Genomic DNA, 17,845 nt, shown 5'->3' on the forward strand with positions numbered 1-17,845 from the left:
CCGGTAACGGCATATTCAGGGAGAATGACACAGTGGCTCACACGCATCCGCGGGCTGGTCAGCCTGCGCAACAGTCTGATTTAATCAATGTGGCGCAGCTTACATCTCAGTATTATACCTTTATACCTGATGCGGCAATCACGGCCCAGCAGGTGAAGTTTGGTACTTCGGGGCACCGTGGCAGTGCCGGGCGTTGCAGCTTTAATGAAGCGCATATCCTGGCGGTGACGCAGGCTATCGCTGAAATTCGGCAGCAGCAGGGTGTTTGCGGTCCGTGTTATGTGGGCAAAGACACTCACGCCTTATCTGAACCGGCTTTCCTGACCGTATTATCTGTACTGGCTGCAAATGGTGTCCGTGTAATCATTCAGGAAAACAATGGTTTCACTCCGACTCCGGCGGTCTCTCATGCGATTCTGACTTACAACCGCACACATGCGGATAAAGCCGACGGTATTGTTATCACCCCGTCGCACAATCCGCCTGAAGATGGTGGTATCAAATATAATCCGCCAACCGGTGGTCCTGCTGATACTGATCTCACCTCGGTAATAGAAAAACGCGCTAATTATCTGCTGGCAGGACATTTTGATCAGATAAAACAGATGCCGGTCAGTGATGCATTACGCAGCCCGCTGGTCAGTGCCGTTAATCTGATAGACCCGTATGTCTGTTCTCTCAGTGATGTGGTCAATATGGATGCTATCCGTAACGCGAAACTTAAAATTGGCGTTGACCCGCTGGGTGGTGCCGGTATTGAGTATTGGAAGCGCATCCGCGATTTTTATGATCTTGATATTGAGCTGGTCAATGACCAGGTTGATCAGACCTTCCGTTTTATGCCGCTGGATCATGACGGCGTGATCCGCATGGATTGCTCATCAAAATGGGCGATGGACGGGCTGCTCAGTATGCGGGATAAATTTTCACTGGCATTCGCCAATGACCCTGATTACGACCGCCACGGCATTGTGACCCCCAAGGGGCTGATGAATCCGAACCATTATCTGGCGGTTGCGATCAATTACCTGTTTCAACACCGTCCGGACTGGCCTGCCTCAGTGAATGTCGGGAAAACCCTGGTATCCAGCGCGATGATCGACCGCGTTGTGGCGGATTTGCAGCGCGAACTGATCGAAGTCCCGGTCGGGTTTAAATGGTTTGTTGACGGTTTATATAACGGCACGCTGGGATTTGGCGGCGAAGAAAGCGCGGGGGCATCTTTCCTGCGCTTTGACGGTACACCATGGTCAACGGATAAAGACGGCATTATTCTCTGTCTGTTAGCCGCAGAACTGACTGCCGTGACCGGTAAAAACCCGCAGCAGCACTATGATGAGCTGGCTGAAAAATTTGGTTCCCCGTGTTACAGCCGTATTCAGGCTGCCGCCAGTTATGATGAAAAATCACGCTTATCAAAATTGTCACCTGAGATGGTAAAAGCAGATACTCTTGCCGGTGATCCGATTACCGCCCGTCTGACAACCGCACCCGGCAATGGTGCATCTATCGGCGGTCTGAAAGTAATGAGTGAGCAGGGCTGGTTTGCGGCCCGTCCGTCCGGCACAGAAGATGCCTATAAAATCTATTGTGAAAGTTTTCGCGGACCGGAACATCTGGCTCAGATTGAAAAAGAAGCGATTGAGATAGTAAATCAGGTGATAGCTGACTGATTACTTGCTGATGTTGAAAAGCGCGGAGCCGGGCATACCTCTCCGCGTTTTTTTATGTCCGCAAAACGACAGGATCCGGCAGATAATGCCCGGATATAAATAATTCGTATTATTAATAATCATTATCAATTACCTTGTCTGTAATGAATTAACTGATAAGTCAGGTTTTCTTTCTTCAGAGTGAAATGCTGATAAAATGATAAATAAATAACAATAGCGCAACATAATTACAGGGAAGTGGCATTTTGTGCGTATCACTGCGCTTGGTAGTGGTCGGATGAGTGGTAAAGTTTAAGCAAACAGGTTATTATAAGAGCTGATCATATTCAGGATTAGCGCATGTTGCGATAATCCGTAAAAAGGGGAGTCTCAATGTCAACATATCAAGCATATCCGTTGCATAAGGTTCTCTTGCGCCGTACCGGTGTAGTCACTTTAGGTATCCTGGCGTTCCCGTTTATGTTGTTTTACCGGGATCGCGCCCGCTTCTGGAGTTATCTGTATCGTGTGTGGTCCAAGACGAGCAATAAGCCTGTCTGGCTGGCCCGTTCAGACATGACGCTGAACAGCGGGCAGCAGCACTGATACCGGCAGATTAACCGGCGGCAGCAAAGAGGCGCCCGGCGATATTATCGCGGGGCGTTTTTTTATCTGTAAATTGCTATTATTTTCTGTGACAGGTATGGTAAACCTATTCGTCAGGACAGGATAAAAAGCATGAATCATCTTGAATTAGAACAGATTATTAATGAAAAACTCGCCGTTCATGAGTATCAGGATTATGCCCCTAACGGGTTACAGGTTGAAGGGCGGAAAACGGTAAAACGCATTGTTACCGGTGTGACCGCATGCCAGGCGCTGCTGGATGAAGCTGTCCGGCTGAATGCAGACACTGTTTTGGTACATCATGGCTATTTCTGGAAAAATGAACCCGTTGCTATCCGTGGTATGAAACAGCGCCGGATCAAAACACTGTTGTGTAATGATATCAATTTATACGGTTACCACCTGCCGCTGGACGGGCATCCGGTGCTCGGTAATAACGCGCAATTAGCTGATTTGATGGGCGTAACGGTAACGGGACAACTGGATCAATTAGTTCCCTGCGGTGAATTTTCTGTACCTGTGACCGGAGAAGCGCTGGCACAGCGGTTACAGCAGGGGTTAGGTCGTGAGATTCTGCATTGCGGGGATAATGCCCCGGCACAGATTAAAAAGCTGGCATGGTGCACCGGCGGTGGTCAGAGCTTTATTCAGATGGCGGCAGACGCAGGTGTGGATGGTTTCGTAACCGGTGAGGTTTCGGAGCAGACTATTCATATTGCCCGTGAAATGGGGCTGCATTTCTTTGCCGCCGGACATCATGCCACGGAACGTGGCGGGATCCGCGCACTCGGTGAGTGGCTGAAAAATGAAAAAGGGCTGGATGTGATATTTGTGGATATTCCGAATCCGGCGTAACTATTCAGTCAGTAATATTCAGCCGATCAGATGATCGGCTTTTTGTTGTGTATTACCCGGCCTGCGTTACCTGAACAGCCTTGCGTGGCGCACAAAGCAGTGTCCCGGCGGCACAAAGAAATAACGTCCATCCGAGGTGCTGGATGAACCCGGAAAGTGCCAGGCCTGCGCCAATCAGCAGATAATACATCAGTCCCAGCAATGCACCGGCGGTGCCTGCACGATCCCGGTAATCCTGTAACACATTTGCGAGGATATTCGGGACCGCAATCCCGTAAGCGGTAACAACACCGGTCACCGGCAGAACAAACAGGATAGTATTTTGCAGCAGCCAGACTGCGGCTGCACTGATAATACCAATGACTGACGCCAGGCGGATCAGAGAATGACTGTGCCATCCGCGTTTGAGCAATATCCGGTTAGTGGCAGAGCCGACGGCCACACCTGCCGCCATGAGTAATCCGCTGTAGCCGAATTCCTGCTGCGTGAATCCCAGCTTGCTGAAACAGAACGGAGCTAACTGGTAATAGCTGAACAGGCTGATATTCAGGAAAGCGATTAATAACACATTGCGCAGAATAAACCGATCACTCAGCATCCGGGCTGCCGTTTCCTGCAGGGAAATCAGTGTAACGTGAGCCGGGCGGGTTTCCGGTAATGTAACAGCGGTCCATGCCAGCAGGATGAGCGCCAGTAACGCCAGCCCGGAAAATACCCCCTGATAACCCGCAAAACCGGTGAGTACCGCACCGCTGAACATTCCCAGCGCCGGGCTGATGGCCAGCGCAATTCCCATAACGGAAAATACGTTTGCCAGTTCATCACCCCGGTAACTGTCGCGCATTATGGTTTGTGTGCCGACAGAGCCTACCGCAGCGCCGAATGCGGACAGCATCCGCAGTATCAGCAATATACTGAACTCCTGTGTGAAGACAGCGCCGACCGACGCTGCTGCATAGAGCACTAATCCGCTCAGCATGGTACGTCTGCGTCCGGCGGTATCACATAAACGCCCCCAGGTGACCACACCGGCGGCAAAGGCAAAGAAGTACAGTGATAATGTTTGTCCCGCCTGTGCCGCGCTGATGCTGAAGCCCTGTGCAATATCCGTCAGTGCCGGGCTGTAAATCGTTTCTGCTATTTGCGGGAACATCATCAGCGCAACCATCAGGGCTAATGCCGGTTTTTGTATTGTCATTTTGGTTTCCTTTTGTTGTCACTGAAATGAGCGGAGCAGAGATTAGCAAAAGGATAGATGTCTTATTATAATAATAAGGACAGTTTATTCATCAAAAGGGACAATATGGCGTGGCTGAAACAACATGACCCGTTTAATGCTGATCTGCATGCAGCACCGCTTGTCGGCATCGCGGCTGAAATGGCGGCACAGCATGACTCCGGTTTTCATCAGCATCAGCGGGGACAATTTCTGTTTACGGAGCGGGGCGCTATCCGGATCACGCTGACGAATACGTTATCTGTGTTGCCACCGACACGGGTTGCGTGGATCCCGCCGGCAATGCCGCACCGTGTGCAGATGTTTGAGGCGGTGGGCTACCGCTCACTCTATCCGGATGCACAGCTTAGCGCACAATTACCGGCAACCTGTGAAATTATGGATATTTCGCCGTTACTGCGGGAAATTCTGTTCTTGTTTGCACAACTGGCGTTTGACAGTGACTGGGCGCAGCCTCGTTTGCGTCATTTACTGGCTGTATTTCTTGATGAACTGGCGCTTGCCGGACGGGAGCCGATGCGGTTGCCGTTACCGGCAGACAGGCGGCTGAGCGGGCTGGATATACACACATTACCGCCGCCGCTGAATGAACTGGCGGGTCGCTGTGGCGCGGGTGAAAAAACCATTACACGGATTTTCCGGCGCGAAACCGGGCTTAGTTATCAGCAGTGGCGTCAGCAGTGGAGATTGATTAAATCTGTTGAACTATTGGCTAAAAAGTACCGTTACAGCTATATCGCTCAGGAACTGGGCTTTACCAGTGACAGTGCGTTTGTTTCATTCTTCAGGGGAATGACAGGGAAAACGCCCGGCGATTATATGGGTAAATGAATAGAAATAAGAGAATTATGAATAAAAAACCCTCCAAAGAGGGTTTTATCAGCGGTATTTTTGTCTTGTTGCTATTATTGACGGTTTTTAACTTTAGACTCAAACGGGCGCTCAGTGTAGCCGGTATAGAGCTGACGCGGACGGGCGATCTTGATACCGTCGTCGTGCATCTCACTCCAGTGGGCAATCCAGCCGATGGTGCGTCCGATAGCAAAAATCACCGTGAACATATTTGACGGAATACCCAGTGCTTTCAGAATGATACCTGAATAGAAATCCACATTCGGGTAAAGTTTTTTCTCAATAAAGTACGGGTCGTTCAGTGCGATACGCTCAAGCTCCATCGCCACTTCCAGCAGGCTGTCATTCAGCCCCAGCTCGTTGAGGACTTCATGGCAGGTTTCACGCATTACTTTGGCACGCGGGTCATGATTTTTATACACGCGGTGACCAAAGCCCATCAGGCGGAAAGAGTCATTTTTATCTTTCGCACGCTCAATAAAGGCAGGAATGTGCTCCACTGTCTGGATCTCTTCCAGCATGCGCAGGCAGGCCTCGTTTGCCCCGCCGTGTGCAGGTCCCCAAAGGGATGCGATACCGGCAGCGATACAGGCAAACGGGTTGGCACCGGAAGAACCGGCGGTCCGTACCGTTGATGTGGATGCATTTTGTTCATGATCCGCGTGCAGAATAAGAATTCTGTCCATCGCGCGTTCCAGCACCGGATTGACCACATACTCTTCACAAGGTGTGGCAAACATCATGCGCAGGAAATTAGCGGCGTAGGAGAGATTATTCTTAGGATAAACAAATGGCTGACCGGTTGAATATTTATAGCACATTGCAGCAACAGTCGGCATTTTGGACAGCAGGCGGTAAGCGGCAATTTCACGGTGACGCGGGTTGTTTACATCCAGAGAGTCATGGTAAAACGCCGCCAGCGCCCCGGTAACACCGCACAGAACGGCCATCGGGTGAGAGTCACGGCGGAACCCGTTAAATAAGCGGGTGATTTGCTCATGGATCATGGTGTGACGTTTTACCGTCTCTTTAAACGTTTCATACTCTTTCTGGTCAGGTGCTTCGCCGTACAGCAGGATATAGCACACTTCCAGGTAATCAGATTTCATCGCCAGCTCTTCAATCGGGAAGCCGCGGTGTAACAGGATACCTTCATCACCATCGATATATGTAATTTTTGATTCACATGACGCGGTGGAGGTGAAGCCGGGATCAAAGGTATAGTAACCCTGGTTGCCCAGCGCCCTGACATCGATCACAGACTGACCGAGGGTAGGAGTCAGGACATCGAGATCAGTTACCTTGATACCGTTGATTGTCAGCTCCGCCTTTATATTAGACATGTAGGTCTCCTTAGCGCATTTATTATTTATTTTATACCCTTATTCATTCAACCTGCAGGTTCGTTGGCTACGGTCAGCCTGCCTGCATACTGAATGACGTTGGGCATACAATCATTTCGATAATTACAGCAGCCTCTGTCCTGAGGATACCCTACCTGGTGTTACGTTATCCGGTACGGCGCGCTGTTGGTTATCAGATTGTTAATGAAGCATTGTGCTGCGATAAAAATAATGTTGTGTGGCAAGATGCCGGGTTATTTTTGCAGATAACACTTTTGCATAAGTTTGCACTTACGGGAAGTCTTTCTTGCCGGTACCCGTCGTTTTAATATTCACATTTAACCACAAGATGTAAGTCAATTGTTGTCAGAATGTCACAAGTAATAATAATGGACGTTTTTATTGTGTGAACCGTGATCTTATTCACTGTTCTGGCTAAATCTGACCAAACATTTTGTATGGGAATTGTAATCATATTGTGAAGCCAATATACTGCCCCAAGGTCTCCGGAATACCCCGAAGCAGGAGCACCCAGCGTAACTGAATGATTACTTTTGTAAAACATTACGGATGTGTATTTTACTTAAGTGTTTTTCGTACTTTCCCTGCGCTGTCTGATTTCCGCCCCGGTCCGGAGGAAGGAAAAATAATAAAAAGCTGTGTGGGCAAAATTGTGAAAAAACAACGACCTGTCAATTTAGACTTGCAGACGATCCATTTTCCGATTACTGCAATCGCTTCAATCTTACACCGTGCCTCCGGCGTCATCACTTTCATTGCTGTAGCGATTCTGCTGTGGCTGTTAGGGCTGTCGCTGTCATCACCGGAAGGTTTCAGAGAAGCCGCTGATATTATGAGTGGTTTTTTCGCGAAATTTATCCTCTGGGGCATTCTCACCGCACTGGCTTACCACATCTGTGGGGGCATTCGTCACATGTTAATGGATTTTGGTTTTGTTGATGAAACACTGGCTGCCGGTATTTCATCCGCGAAGATTTCCATGGTTCTGGCTGTGATTTTAGCTGTGTTGGCGGGGGTTCTGGTATGGTGACAAATTCAAAAAACAGTGCAACCACGCTGGGTCGCAGCGGTATTCAGGATTGGTTAATTCTGCGTGCCAGCGCCATTGTGATTACGCTTTATGTATTCTACATCATCGGTTTTGTCGCGTTTACCGCTGATATTACTTATGAAGTCTGGCGCGGCTTTTTTGCCTCTTCATTCACTCAGGTTTTCACTACACTGACACTGATAGCCATTCTTGCCCATGCGTGGGTCGGATTATGGCAGGTACTGACGGATTACGTTAAGTGCCTGAGCCTGCGATTAATACTGCAATTCATTGTTATTATTGCACTATTATCCTATGTCATTTACGGTTCAATCATCGTGTGGGGTGTATAAATGAGCTTACCTGTCAGAGAGTTTGATGCCGTTGTAATCGGCGCGGGTGGCGCAGGTATGCGCGCAGCCCTGCAAATTTCGCAGTCCGGCCTGTCTTGTGCGTTGCTATCCAAAGTTTTCCCGACCCGTTCTCATACGGTATCTGCCCAGGGCGGTATTACGGTTGCGCTGGGAAATACCCATCCTGATAACTGGGAATGGCACATGTATGACACGGTGAAAGGGTCGGATTATATCGGCGACCAGGACGCTATCGAGTACATGTGTAAAACCGGGCCGGAAGCGGTTCTGGAACTTGAGCACATGGGGCTGCCGTTCTCCCGTCTGGATGACGGCACGATTTATCAGCGTCCGTTCGGCGGGCAATCCCGTGATTTCGGCGGTGAACAGGCGGCGCGTACCGCGGCTGCCGCTGACCGTACTGGTCATGCACTGTTACACACGCTTTATCAGCAGAACCTGAAAAATCACACCACTATTTTTTCCGAATGGTATGCCCTTGATCTGGTGAAAAACCAGGATGGCGCCATTATGGGCACGACCGCTATCTGTATTGAAACCGGTGAAGTTGTTTATTTCAAAGCGAAAGCGACGATTCTGGCGACCGGTGGCGCAGGACGTATTTATCAGTCCACAACCAATGCTCATATTAATACCGGTGATGGTGTTGGTATGGCAGTCCGCGCCGGGGTGCCGTTGCAGGATATGGAAATGTGGCAGTTCCACCCGACCGGGATTGCCGGTGCCGGGGTACTGGTCACAGAAGGGTGCCGTGGTGAGGGCGGGTATCTGCTCAATAAAGACGGTGAACGCTTTATGGAGCGTTATGCGCCGAATGCCAAAGATCTTGCCGGCCGTGATGTTGTCGCCCGTTCCATTATGATCGAAATCCGCGAAGGCCGTGGTTGTGATGGCCCGTGGGGTCCGCACGCCAAACTGAAACTCGACCATCTGGGTAAAGATGTTCTGGAATCCCGCCTGCCGGGTATTCTCGAACTGTCACGGACATTTGCGCATGTTGATCCGGTGAAGGAGCCTATCCCGGTCATTCCTACCTGTCACTATATGATGGGCGGCATCCCGACCAAGGTTACCGGTCAGGTGCTGACAGTCAATGAACAGGGTGAGGATGTACTGGTTCCGGGTCTGTTTGCTGTCGGTGAAATTGCCTGTGTTTCTGTTCACGGTGCAAACCGCCTCGGCGGAAACTCATTGCTTGATCTTGTGGTGTTTGGTCGTTCTGCCGGTCTGCATCTGAAAGAGTCGATTCTGGAGCAGGGCGCTATGCGCGATGCCGCAGAGTCAGATGTGGAAGAAGCGCTGACCCGCATGAACCGCTGGAACAATACCCGTTCCGGTGAAGATCCTGTTGAGATCCGCAAAGCACTGCAATCATGCATGCAGAATAATTTCTCGGTATTCCGTGAAGGGGATGCTATGGCGAAAGGGCTGGAAGAGCTGAAGACCATCAAAGAGCGTCTGCAATATGCGCGTCTGGATGATACTTCCTCTGAATTCAATACCCAGCGTATTGAGTGCCTGGAGCTGGATAACCTGATGGAAACAGCCTATTCCACAGCGGTGGCCGCAAATTTCCGTACTGAAAGCCGTGGCGCGCACAGCCGTTTTGACTATCCGGATCGCGATGATGCGAACTGGCTGTGTCATTCCCTGTATCTGCCGCAATCCGAAACCATGACACGCCGTGCGGTGAATATGCAACCTAAGTTGCGTGATCCGTTCCCGCCGAAAATTCGGACTTACTGATGTGTGGTGATAAGGCAATTGCGGAGAGAATACTATGAATGTTGAATTTTCAGTTTATCGCTATAACCCGGATGTTGATAACGCACCTCACATGCAGAATTATCAATTGGATGTGGAAGAAGGTCGCGACATGATGGTGCTGGATGCGTTAATCCAGTTGAAAGAGCAGGACCCGACTCTGTCATTCCGCCGTTCCTGCCGTGAAGGTGTGTGTGGTTCGGACGGGATCAACATGAACGGCAAAAACGGTCTGGCTTGTATCACGCCACTGTCAGTATTGATGAAAGGCGGCAAAAAAAGTGGTGATCCGCCCGCTGCCTGGTCTGCCGGTTGTGCGTGACCTTGTGGTGGATATGGGGCAGTTTTATGCACAATATGAAAAAATTCGTCCGTATCTGATTAATGACAGCAAAAACCCGCCTGCGCGTGAGCACTTACAGTCACCGGTGCAGCGTGAAAAGCTGGATGGTCTGTATGAATGCATTCTGTGTGCCTGCTGCTCAACATCCTGCCCGTCGTTCTGGTGGAATCCGGATAAATTTGTCGGCCCTGCCGGTTTATTAGCTGCGTACCGTTTTCTGATTGACAGCCGTGATACTGAGACAGAATCCCGTCTTGATGATATCAGTGATGCGTTCAGTGTTTTCCGCTGTCACGGCATCATGAATTGCGTCAGTGTTTGTCCGAAAGGACTGAATCCGACAAAAGCAATCGGGCATATTAAATCAATGTTACTTAAACGCAGTGCATAATTTTATTTTGTTTATACCCAACGTCATTCAAGATGCAGGCAGAGCGAAACCAACGAACCTGCAGTTTGAATGAATAAGGGTATAAATGGTTGATAATAATAAGATGCCTGTTGTCAGGCATCTTTTACCAACGTGTAACAATAGGTATAATCTATCGCAGTAAGTGTTAGATGCGGAAAAAAATGTAGTTAATTGTGATTAAGATGTGAGTTTTTTGATTCAAATGTAAGTATGGTAATAGACATCACAGGGATTTTCAGCAACGGCCAGCCGTTGCTAAAGGTTCCTCAGGGATACTCAGAACAGAAGATGCACACGCACGACCCGGGAATCCATTACGCACCGCACTATATCGCGGTATTAGTTATCACGGCGAAAACTATACCCAACGTCATTCAGGGTGCAGGCGGCAGACGAGACAATCCGCAGAACATATCGTTATATGTTTTCCGGACATGCAGCGCAGCCGGTACATTGCAGCCCGGAAGATAAAGGGGATAAAGCTCTAAGCTTAAGGGATCACAATGCAGAACGGCGCACTGAAGGACTGGCTGGATTCCAGCTTTCTGGCTGGAGAAAACCAGGCTTACATAGAAGACATCTATGAAGACTATCTGAAAGATCCATCCTCCGTCGATGAAAGTTGGCGGGTAATTTTCGATTCACTGCCGAAAGCGGATGTTACAGAACAACCTCACTCGCAAACCCGCGACTATTTCCGTCGTCTGGCGAAAGATTCAACCCGCTATAATACCTCCGTCAGCGATCCGGCGATGGATTCCAAGCAAGTTAAAGTTCTCCAGCTTATTAACGCATTCCGTTTCCGTGGTCATCAGAATGCAGATCTCGATCCGCTCGGTCTGTGGAAACAGGAGCCGGTTCCGGATCTGGATCCTGCATTCCATAATCTGACCAAAGCTGATTTTGACGAAACCTTTAATATCGGTTCATTTGCTGTTGGTCGTGAGACCATGAAGCTGAGTGAGCTGTACGACGAATTAAAACGTATTTATTGCGGCGCTGTCGGCGTCGAATACATGCATATCACGAATACCGAAGAGAAACGCTGGCTCCAGCAGCGCCTGGAATCCGTGGTTGTCAGCAAGCAGTTCAGTGCGGATGAAAAACGGCGTTTTCTGTCAGATCTGACCGCGGCTGAAGGGATGGAGCGTTATCTCGGGGCAAAATTCCCGGGAGCAAAACGTTTCTCTCTGGAAGGCGGGGATTCCCTCATTCCTATGCTCAAAGATCTTATCCGCCATGCCGGTAAACAGGATACCCGTGAGGTCGTTCTGGGAATGGCGCACCGTGGTCGCCTGAACGTGCTGATTAATCTGTTCGGTAAAAAACCGGCAGACCTGTTTGATGAATTTGCCGGTAAGCACAAAGACCATCTGGGCACCGGTGACGTGAAATATCATCAGGGTTTCTCCTCTGATTTCGCCACAGAAGGCGCACAGGTTCATCTGGCACTGGCATTTAACCCGTCTCATCTTGAAATTGTCAGTCCGGTGGTTATCGGTTCTGTTCGTGCCCGTCGCGACCGCCTCCCGCAAAGCCTGAGTAAAATGGTACTGCCGATTACCATTCACGGTGACTCTGCGGTGTCTGGTCAGGGGGTTGTTCAGGAAACCCTGAATATGTCACAGGCGCGCGGTTATGAAGTGGGCGGAACAGTCCGTATTGTTATCAATAACCAGATTGGTTTCACTACCTCGAACCCGAAAGATACCCGTTCCACCGAATACTGTACTGATGTAATGAAAATGGTGCAGTCACCGATTTTCCATGTGAATGCGGATGACCCGGAATCAGTGGCATTTGTTACCCGTCTGGCGTTGGATTTCCGTAATACCTTTAACCGCGATGTCATGATTGATCTGGTCTGTTACCGTCGTCACGGGCACAACGAAGCGGATGAGCCGAGTGCAACCCAGCCGATGATGTACCAGAAAATCAAACAGCACCCGACGCCGCGTAAAATCTACGGCGACAGACTGATTGAAGAAGGCATTGTGACCGCCGGTGATGTGACTGAAATGGTCAATATGTACCGTGATGCTATGGATCGCGGAGACTGTGTGGTTGAAGAGTGGCGTGAAATCGGTAAAGCGTCTCTGACGTGGGAGCCGTACCTTAATCATGACTGGAATGACGATTACGCCAATAAAGTCGAACTGAAACGTTTGCAGGATCTGGCCCGTCGTATCAGTACCGTGCCGGAAGAAGTGCAGATGCACCCACGTGTTGAGAAAATTTATACTGACCGCGCAGAGATGGCGGAAGGGAAAAAATTATTTGACTGGGGCGGCGCTGAAACTCTGGCGTATGCCACATTGGCAGATGAAGGTGTGCCTGTCCGCCTGTCCGGTGAAGATGCCGGGCGCGGAACCTTCTTCCATCGCCATGCGGTCATCCATAATCAGGCCAACGGCTCTTGTTATGTGCCGTTAATGAATGTTCATAATGCTCAGGGGCGCTTTAATGTCTGGGACTCGGTTCTGTCTGAAGAAGCGGTTCTGGCCTTTGAATATGGCTATGCAACAACAGATCCGCGTGGTCTGACTATCTGGGAAGCCCAGTTCGGTGACTTTGCCAACGTGGCGCAGGTTGTTATTGACCAGTTCATCAGCTCCGGCGAACAGAAGTGGGGCAGAATGTGCGGGCTGGTGATGTTACTGCCGCACGGCTACGAAGGTCAGGGACCGGAGCACTCCAGTGCCCGCCTGGAACGCTATCTGCAACTTTGTGCAGAGCAGAATATGCAGGTGTGCATTCCGTCAACACCGGCGCAGGTTTATCACATGCTCCGCCGTCAGGCACTGCGCGGTATGCGCCGTCCGCTGATTGTTATGTCACCGAAATCACTGTTACGTCATCCGCTGGCGGTTTCTTCTCTGGAAGAGTTAGCCGAAGGCCGCTTTGAAGCGGTTATTAATGAAGTCGATAAGCTCAATCCTGCGGATGTTAAGCGAGTGGTGCTGTGTTCCGGTAAAGTCTATTACGATTTATTAGAGCAGCGCCGGAAAAATAATCAGACAGATGTTGCGCTGATCCGTATCGAGCAGCTCTATCCGTTCCCGCATGACGATATTCATGAAATTCTCGCGCCGTTTGCGCATGTGAAGAATTTCATCTGGTGCCAGGAAGAGCCGCTGAATCAGGGTGCCTGGTACTGCTGCCAGCATAATTTCCGTGAGGCGATCCCGGCAGGTGCAGCACTGCGCTACGCGGGTCGTCCGGCCTCGGCATCTCCGGCCGTGGGCTATACGTCTGTTCACCAGCAGCAACAACAAGATCTGGTGAATGATGCACTGAACGTTGAATCAACTAAGGATAAGAAATGAGTAGCATAGAAATTCTGGTTCCCGAGCTCCCCGAGTCTGTCGCCGATGCCACTGTTGCAACGTGGCACAAAAAACCGGGTGACCGTGTTGAACGTGATGAAGTGCTGGTGGAAATTGAAACAGACAAAGTGGTGCTGGAAGTACCCGCCTCTGATGCCGGTATTCTGGAAGCCGTGCTGGAAGACGAAGGCGCGACAGTGCTGTCTAAACAGTTGCTGGGGCGTATCCGTCTTGGCGACAGCACCGGCTTACCGGCTGAAGTGAAAGAAAAAGTGCAGTCCACTCCGGCGCAGCGTCAGAATGCCGGGCTGGATGAAGAATCAAATGATGCATTAAGCCCGGCTGTCCGCCGTCTGATTGCTGAGCACGGCATGAATGCCGCCGATATTGCCGGCAGTGGTGTCGGCGGTCGTCTGACCCGCGAAGATGTGGAAAAACATCTGGCACAACAGCCGAAAGGTGTTGATAGCGCGGCTGTTGAGCCGGTTTCTCAGGCTGCATTGTCACACCGCAGTGAAAAACGTGTGCCGATGACGCGTCTGCGTAAGCGTGTGGCGGAGCGTCTGCTGGAAGCGAAAAACAGTACTGCAATGCTGACAACCTTTAACGAACTCAGCATGAAACCGGTGATGGATCTGCGCAAGCAGTACGGCGAATCGTTTGAAAAACGCCATGGTGTGCGCCTGGGCTTTATGTCGTTCTATGTGAAAGCCGTGGTTGAAGCGCTGAAACGTTATCCGGAAGTGAACGCATCTATTGATGGCACTGATGTTGTGTATCACAACTATTTCGATATCAGTATTGCGGTCTCCACACCGCGCGGGCTGGTTACACCGGTATTGCGTGATGCTGATGCGCTGAGCATGGCTGAGATTGAAAAACGCATCAAAGAACTGGCTGTTAAAGGTCAGAACGGTAAGCTGACAGTGGAAGATCTGACCGGCGGTAACTTTACCATCACCAATGGTGGTGTGTTTGGTTCACTGATGTCAACGCCGATCATCAACCCGCCGCAGAGTGCGATTCTGGGGATGCATGCTATTAAAGATCGCCCGATGGCCGTCGATGGTCAGGTGGTTATCCTGCCGATGATGTATCTGGCTCTTTCTTATGACCATCGTCTGATTGACGGGCGGGAATCCGTCGGGTTCCTTGTGACTATTAAAGAGATGTTAGAAGACCCGACCCGTTTACTGCTTGACGTGTAGTGTTCTTTATTTTTGAGCTTTAACTCATCCGGGCGGCATCGCGCTAAAACCCGCCCGGCTGAACTCGCATTAGTGAATCTGTGTCCCTGCGCCGGGAAACCGGCGCTATCCAGGCAACAACAATAAGAGAGTCCGCTCTCATCAGACAAAATAATGGATAGAACATCATGAATTTACACGAGTATCAGGCAAAACAACTTTTCACGCGGTATGGATTACCTGCACCGGCAGGCTACGCCTGCTCCACACCCCGTGAAGCAGAAGAAGCAGCATCAAAAATAGGCGGCGGTCCGTGGGTCGTCAAATGTCAGGTTCATGCCGGAGGCCGCGGTAAAGCGGGTGGCGTGAAACTGGTAAAAACCAAAGAAGAAATTCGTGCATTTGCCGAGCTGTGGCTAGGCAAGCGCCTTGTAACCTATCAGACAGATGCGCTGGGTCAGCCGGTTCATCAGATACTGGTGGAAAGTGCGACAGATATCGCTAAAGAGCTCTATCTGGGCGCGGTTGTTGATCGTAGTTCGCGTCGTGTGGTCTTTATGGCGTCAACGGAAGGCGGCGTTGAGATTGAAACGGTGGCTCACGAAACACCTGAGCTTATCCATAAAGCGGTGATTGACCCGCTGACAGGTCCTATGCCGTATCAGGGGCGTGAGCTGGCATTTAAACTGGGCTTAACCGGAAAGTTAGTTAACCAGTTTACTAACGTATTTATGGGATTAGCGACGCTGTTCCTGGAGCGGGATCTCGCGATGGCGGAGATAAACCCGCTGGTTATCACCTCAGATGAGCAGCTTATCTGCCTTGATGGTAAATTAGGCGTTGACGGTAACGCACTGTACCGCCAGCCGGAACTGCGTGAAATGCATGATCCGTCTCAGGAAGATGCCCGTGAAGCACAGGCTGCGCAGTGGGAACTGAACTATGTCGCGCTGGACGGCAATATCGGCTGTATGGTGAATGGCGCAGGTCTTGCAATGGGCACCATGGATATTGTTAAATTGCACGGCGGCGAGCCGGCTAACTTCCTGGATGTCGGCGGCGGCGCGACCAAAGAGCGCGTTACAGAAGCCTTTAAAATTATTTTGTCCGATGAAAATGTTAAAGCGGTATTTGTTAATATTTTCGGCGGAATCGTCCGCTGTGACCTGATTGCAGACGGTATTATCGGCGCGGTTGAAGACGTTGGTGTCAATGTGCCGGTTGTTGTGCGTCTGGAAGGTAATAATGCAGAGCTGGGCGCTGAAAAACTGGCGAAAAGCGGATTGAATATTATTGCGGCAACCAGCCTGACGGATGCTGCGGAACGTGTTGTTGCAGCAGTGGGAGCGAAATAATGTCTATTTTAATCGATAAAAATACCAAGGTTATCTGTCAGGGATTTACAGGCAGCCAGGGGACTTTCCACTCTGAACAGGCGATTGCCTACGGCACCAAAATGGTCGGTGGTGTGACACCGGGTAAAGGTGGCACCACTCATTTAGGCCTGCCGGTCTTTAATACTGTACGTGAAGCGGTAGAGAGCACAGGTGCGACCGCATCGGTTATTTATGTACCGGCACCCTTTTGCAAAGACTCCATTCTGGAAGCCATTGATGCCGGTATTAAGCTGATTATTACTATTACCGAAGGGATCCCGACCCTGGATATGCTGACGGTCAAAGTGAAGCTGGATGAAGCGGGTGTCCGGATGATCGGTCCGAACTGTCCGGGTGTTATTACTCCGGGACAGTGCAAAATCGGGATTATGCCGGGTCATATCCATCTGCCGGGCAAAGTGGGCATAGTGTCCCGTTCCGGTACACTGACGTATGAAGCGGTAAAACAGACGACGGATGCCGGTTTGGGGCAGTCTACCTGTGTGGGGATCGGTGGCGACCCGATTCCGGGATCTAACTTTATTGATATCCTGCGCATGTTCCAGAATGATCCGCAGACAGAAGCTATTGTGATGATCGGTGAAATCGGCGGCAGTGCGGAAGAGGAAGCTGCTGCCTTTATTAAAGAGAGCGTCACGAAACCGGTTGTCGCTTATATCGCAGGCGTAACTGCACCTAAAGGCAAACGAATGGGGCACGCCGGAGCGATTATTGCCGGCGGGAAGGGAACTGCAGATGAAAAATTTGCCGCTCTCGAAGCTGCCGGTGTGAAAACAGTCCGCAGCCTGGCTGATATCGGTGAGGCAGTGAAAGCTATTCTTAATAAGTAATTGCGTACCTGACCATTTATTATACTGCAACCTGAACCGTGAAATAGAGGTTCAGGTTGTTTTTTGATCTGCCCCCCGGGAAGGGGAGTCGGTACTTTTTTAATCGTTTTATGACTTGTCCTGATCCCCTTCGGTTGTTCTTGTTACTTTCAGTCATTTTCTCAATTATCTCAGAACCTCGGTTGTGTCGTTTACAACACAAACAGTCTCAGGTATAAAAGGGCGTTTTTTATCATATTGATTTATACTTGTTTTTATCGTCCTAAATGGACGGATTAGTATCTTAATACAAAAGAGCAATAACAGTTTTAGTGATAATTTATTTATTATTGAATTACCCCGGTAATGGAATTAACCAGGAATTTTAATGAAAATAAAACGTTAATTAAAAGTGCGTTTATTATTGTTATTTTTCAGTTTGGTTATATTTGCGTGAACATTACTTTAACAATAAAGTAACGCAAACAATATATGTACGATATTGTTTAACATTGGCTTGGAAAATTGACATAAATCAATCTATTGCACTGGTGTTATTTTCGGAATTTGTTTAAGTTGGTTCAGATCAAAATAGCCGAAAACGACTACCATGTGC

The 17,845-nt window shown here is 49.8% G+C and carries 13 protein-coding genes and 1 pseudogene; 12 read left to right on the forward strand and 2 right to left on the reverse strand.

Features of this window, described 5'->3' with window-relative positions; genetic code table 11:
* Window positions 1–32: 32 nt before the first annotated feature.
* The 3 genes from pgm to AYY17_RS08880 all read left to right on the forward strand — a co-directional run bounded on the left by pgm (window position 33) and on the right by AYY17_RS08880 (window position 3,134).
* Window positions 33–1,673 (forward strand): phosphoglucomutase (alpha-D-glucose-1,6-bisphosphate-dependent), encoded by a 1,641-nt coding sequence (pgm, locus tag AYY17_RS08870; RefSeq protein ID WP_067423052.1) that lies wholly within the window; start codon window positions 33–35, stop codon window positions 1,671–1,673.
* 372 nt (window positions 1,674–2,045) lie between these two features.
* Complete coding sequence (locus AYY17_RS08875; protein WP_067400241.1) at window positions 2,046–2,258, forward strand: YbfA family protein; 213 nt, start codon at window positions 2,046–2,048, stop codon at window positions 2,256–2,258.
* Window positions 2,259–2,390: 132 nt separating this feature from the next.
* On the forward strand, window positions 2,391–3,134 hold the full coding sequence (locus tag AYY17_RS08880) for a type 2 GTP cyclohydrolase I (RefSeq protein WP_067423057.1): 744 nt from the start codon (window positions 2,391–2,393) through the stop codon (window positions 3,132–3,134).
* A 52-nt stretch (window positions 3,135–3,186) separates the two neighbouring features.
* On the opposite strand, the gene AYY17_RS08885 is transcribed toward AYY17_RS08880, so the two are convergent.
* Window positions 3,187–4,332 (reverse strand): multidrug effflux MFS transporter, encoded by a 1,146-nt coding sequence (locus AYY17_RS08885; RefSeq protein ID WP_067423061.1) that lies wholly within the window; start codon window positions 4,330–4,332, stop codon window positions 3,187–3,189.
* Window positions 4,333–4,437: 105 nt separating this feature from the next.
* Here AYY17_RS08885 and AYY17_RS08890 point away from each other — a divergent pair, with 105 nt between their 5' ends.
* Window positions 4,438–5,202 (forward strand): AraC family transcriptional regulator, encoded by a 765-nt coding sequence (locus AYY17_RS08890; RefSeq protein WP_067423523.1) that lies wholly within the window; start codon window positions 4,438–4,440, stop codon window positions 5,200–5,202.
* Between the two features lie 74 nt (window positions 5,203–5,276).
* Here the strand turns inward: AYY17_RS08890 and AYY17_RS08895 are convergent, their stop codons facing one another.
* Window positions 5,277–6,566, reverse strand: coding sequence for a citrate synthase (locus AYY17_RS08895; protein ID WP_067423066.1), 1,290 nt, complete (start codon window positions 6,564–6,566; stop codon window positions 5,277–5,279).
* A gap of 661 nt (window positions 6,567–7,227) precedes the next feature.
* On the opposite strand from AYY17_RS08895, the gene sdhC reads away from it, so the two are divergent.
* The 8 genes and pseudogenes from sdhC (at window position 7,228) to sucD (ending at window position 17,250) form a co-directional block, all read left to right on the forward strand.
* Window positions 7,228–7,617, forward strand: coding sequence for a succinate dehydrogenase cytochrome b556 subunit (gene sdhC / locus AYY17_RS08900; RefSeq protein ID WP_067423525.1), 390 nt, complete (start codon window positions 7,228–7,230; stop codon window positions 7,615–7,617).
* Window positions 7,611–7,970, forward strand: coding sequence for a succinate dehydrogenase membrane anchor subunit (gene sdhD / locus AYY17_RS08905; RefSeq protein WP_067400251.1), 360 nt, complete (start codon window positions 7,611–7,613; stop codon window positions 7,968–7,970). The genes sdhC and sdhD overlap by 7 nt, the downstream gene beginning before the upstream one ends.
* Complete coding sequence (sdhA, locus tag AYY17_RS08910) at window positions 7,971–9,737, forward strand: succinate dehydrogenase flavoprotein subunit (RefSeq protein ID WP_067400254.1); 1,767 nt, start codon at window positions 7,971–7,973, stop codon at window positions 9,735–9,737. It begins immediately after the preceding gene.
* A gap of 34 nt (window positions 9,738–9,771) precedes the next feature.
* Window positions 9,772–10,489: pseudogene (locus tag AYY17_RS08915) on the forward strand (succinate dehydrogenase iron-sulfur subunit).
* 524 nt (window positions 10,490–11,013) lie between these two features.
* Entirely contained in the window at window positions 11,014–13,836 is a 2,823-nt protein-coding gene (gene sucA, locus AYY17_RS08920) for a 2-oxoglutarate dehydrogenase E1 component (protein WP_067423071.1), read from the forward strand.
* Window positions 13,833–15,044 (forward strand): 2-oxoglutarate dehydrogenase complex dihydrolipoyllysine-residue succinyltransferase, encoded by a 1,212-nt coding sequence (gene odhB, locus AYY17_RS08925; protein ID WP_067423073.1) that lies wholly within the window; start codon window positions 13,833–13,835, stop codon window positions 15,042–15,044. The genes sucA and odhB overlap by 4 nt, the downstream gene beginning before the upstream one ends.
* 167 nt (window positions 15,045–15,211) lie before the next feature.
* A complete protein-coding gene (gene sucC, locus AYY17_RS08930) occupies window positions 15,212–16,378 on the forward strand; it encodes an ADP-forming succinate--CoA ligase subunit beta (protein ID WP_067423075.1) in 1,167 nt (388 codons plus the stop codon).
* Window positions 16,378–17,250, forward strand: coding sequence for a succinate--CoA ligase subunit alpha (sucD, locus tag AYY17_RS08935; protein WP_067423077.1), 873 nt, complete (start codon window positions 16,378–16,380; stop codon window positions 17,248–17,250). The genes sucC and sucD overlap by 1 nt, the downstream gene beginning before the upstream one ends.
* Window positions 17,251–17,845 lie beyond the last annotated feature (595 nt).

The sequence above is a fragment of the Morganella psychrotolerans genome, from assembly GCF_001676055.1.
Lineage (GTDB): Bacteria > Pseudomonadota > Gammaproteobacteria > Enterobacterales > Enterobacteriaceae > Morganella > Morganella psychrotolerans_B.

What these genes read in the sequence shown, in the direction of transcription:
- odhB (WP_067423073.1), top strand. Translation starts at nt 13,833, where the DNA reads ATGAGTAGCATAGAAATTCTGGTTCCCGAGCTCCCCGAGTCTGTCGCC.
- AYY17_RS08875 (WP_067400241.1), top strand. Translation starts at nt 2,046, where the DNA reads ATGTCAACATATCAAGCATATCCGTTGCATAAGGTTCTCTTGCGCCGT.
- sucA (WP_067423071.1), top strand. Translation starts at nt 11,014, where the DNA reads ATGCAGAACGGCGCACTGAAGGACTGGCTGGATTCCAGCTTTCTGGCT.
- AYY17_RS08880 (WP_067423057.1), top strand. Translation starts at nt 2,391, where the DNA reads ATGAATCATCTTGAATTAGAACAGATTATTAATGAAAAACTCGCCGTT.
- sdhD (WP_067400251.1), top strand. Translation starts at nt 7,611, where the DNA reads ATGGTGACAAATTCAAAAAACAGTGCAACCACGCTGGGTCGCAGCGGT.
- AYY17_RS08890 (WP_067423523.1), top strand. Translation starts at nt 4,438, where the DNA reads ATGGCGTGGCTGAAACAACATGACCCGTTTAATGCTGATCTGCATGCA.
- sucD (WP_067423077.1), top strand. Translation starts at nt 16,378, where the DNA reads ATGTCTATTTTAATCGATAAAAATACCAAGGTTATCTGTCAGGGATTT.
- AYY17_RS08885 (WP_067423061.1), bottom strand. Translation starts at nt 4,332, where the DNA reads ATGACAATACAAAAACCGGCATTAGCCCTGATGGTTGCGCTGATGATG.
- sucC (WP_067423075.1), top strand. Translation starts at nt 15,212, where the DNA reads ATGAATTTACACGAGTATCAGGCAAAACAACTTTTCACGCGGTATGGA.
- AYY17_RS08895 (WP_067423066.1), bottom strand. Translation starts at nt 6,566, where the DNA reads ATGTCTAATATAAAGGCGGAGCTGACAATCAACGGTATCAAGGTAACT.
- sdhA (WP_067400254.1), top strand. Translation starts at nt 7,971, where the DNA reads ATGAGCTTACCTGTCAGAGAGTTTGATGCCGTTGTAATCGGCGCGGGT.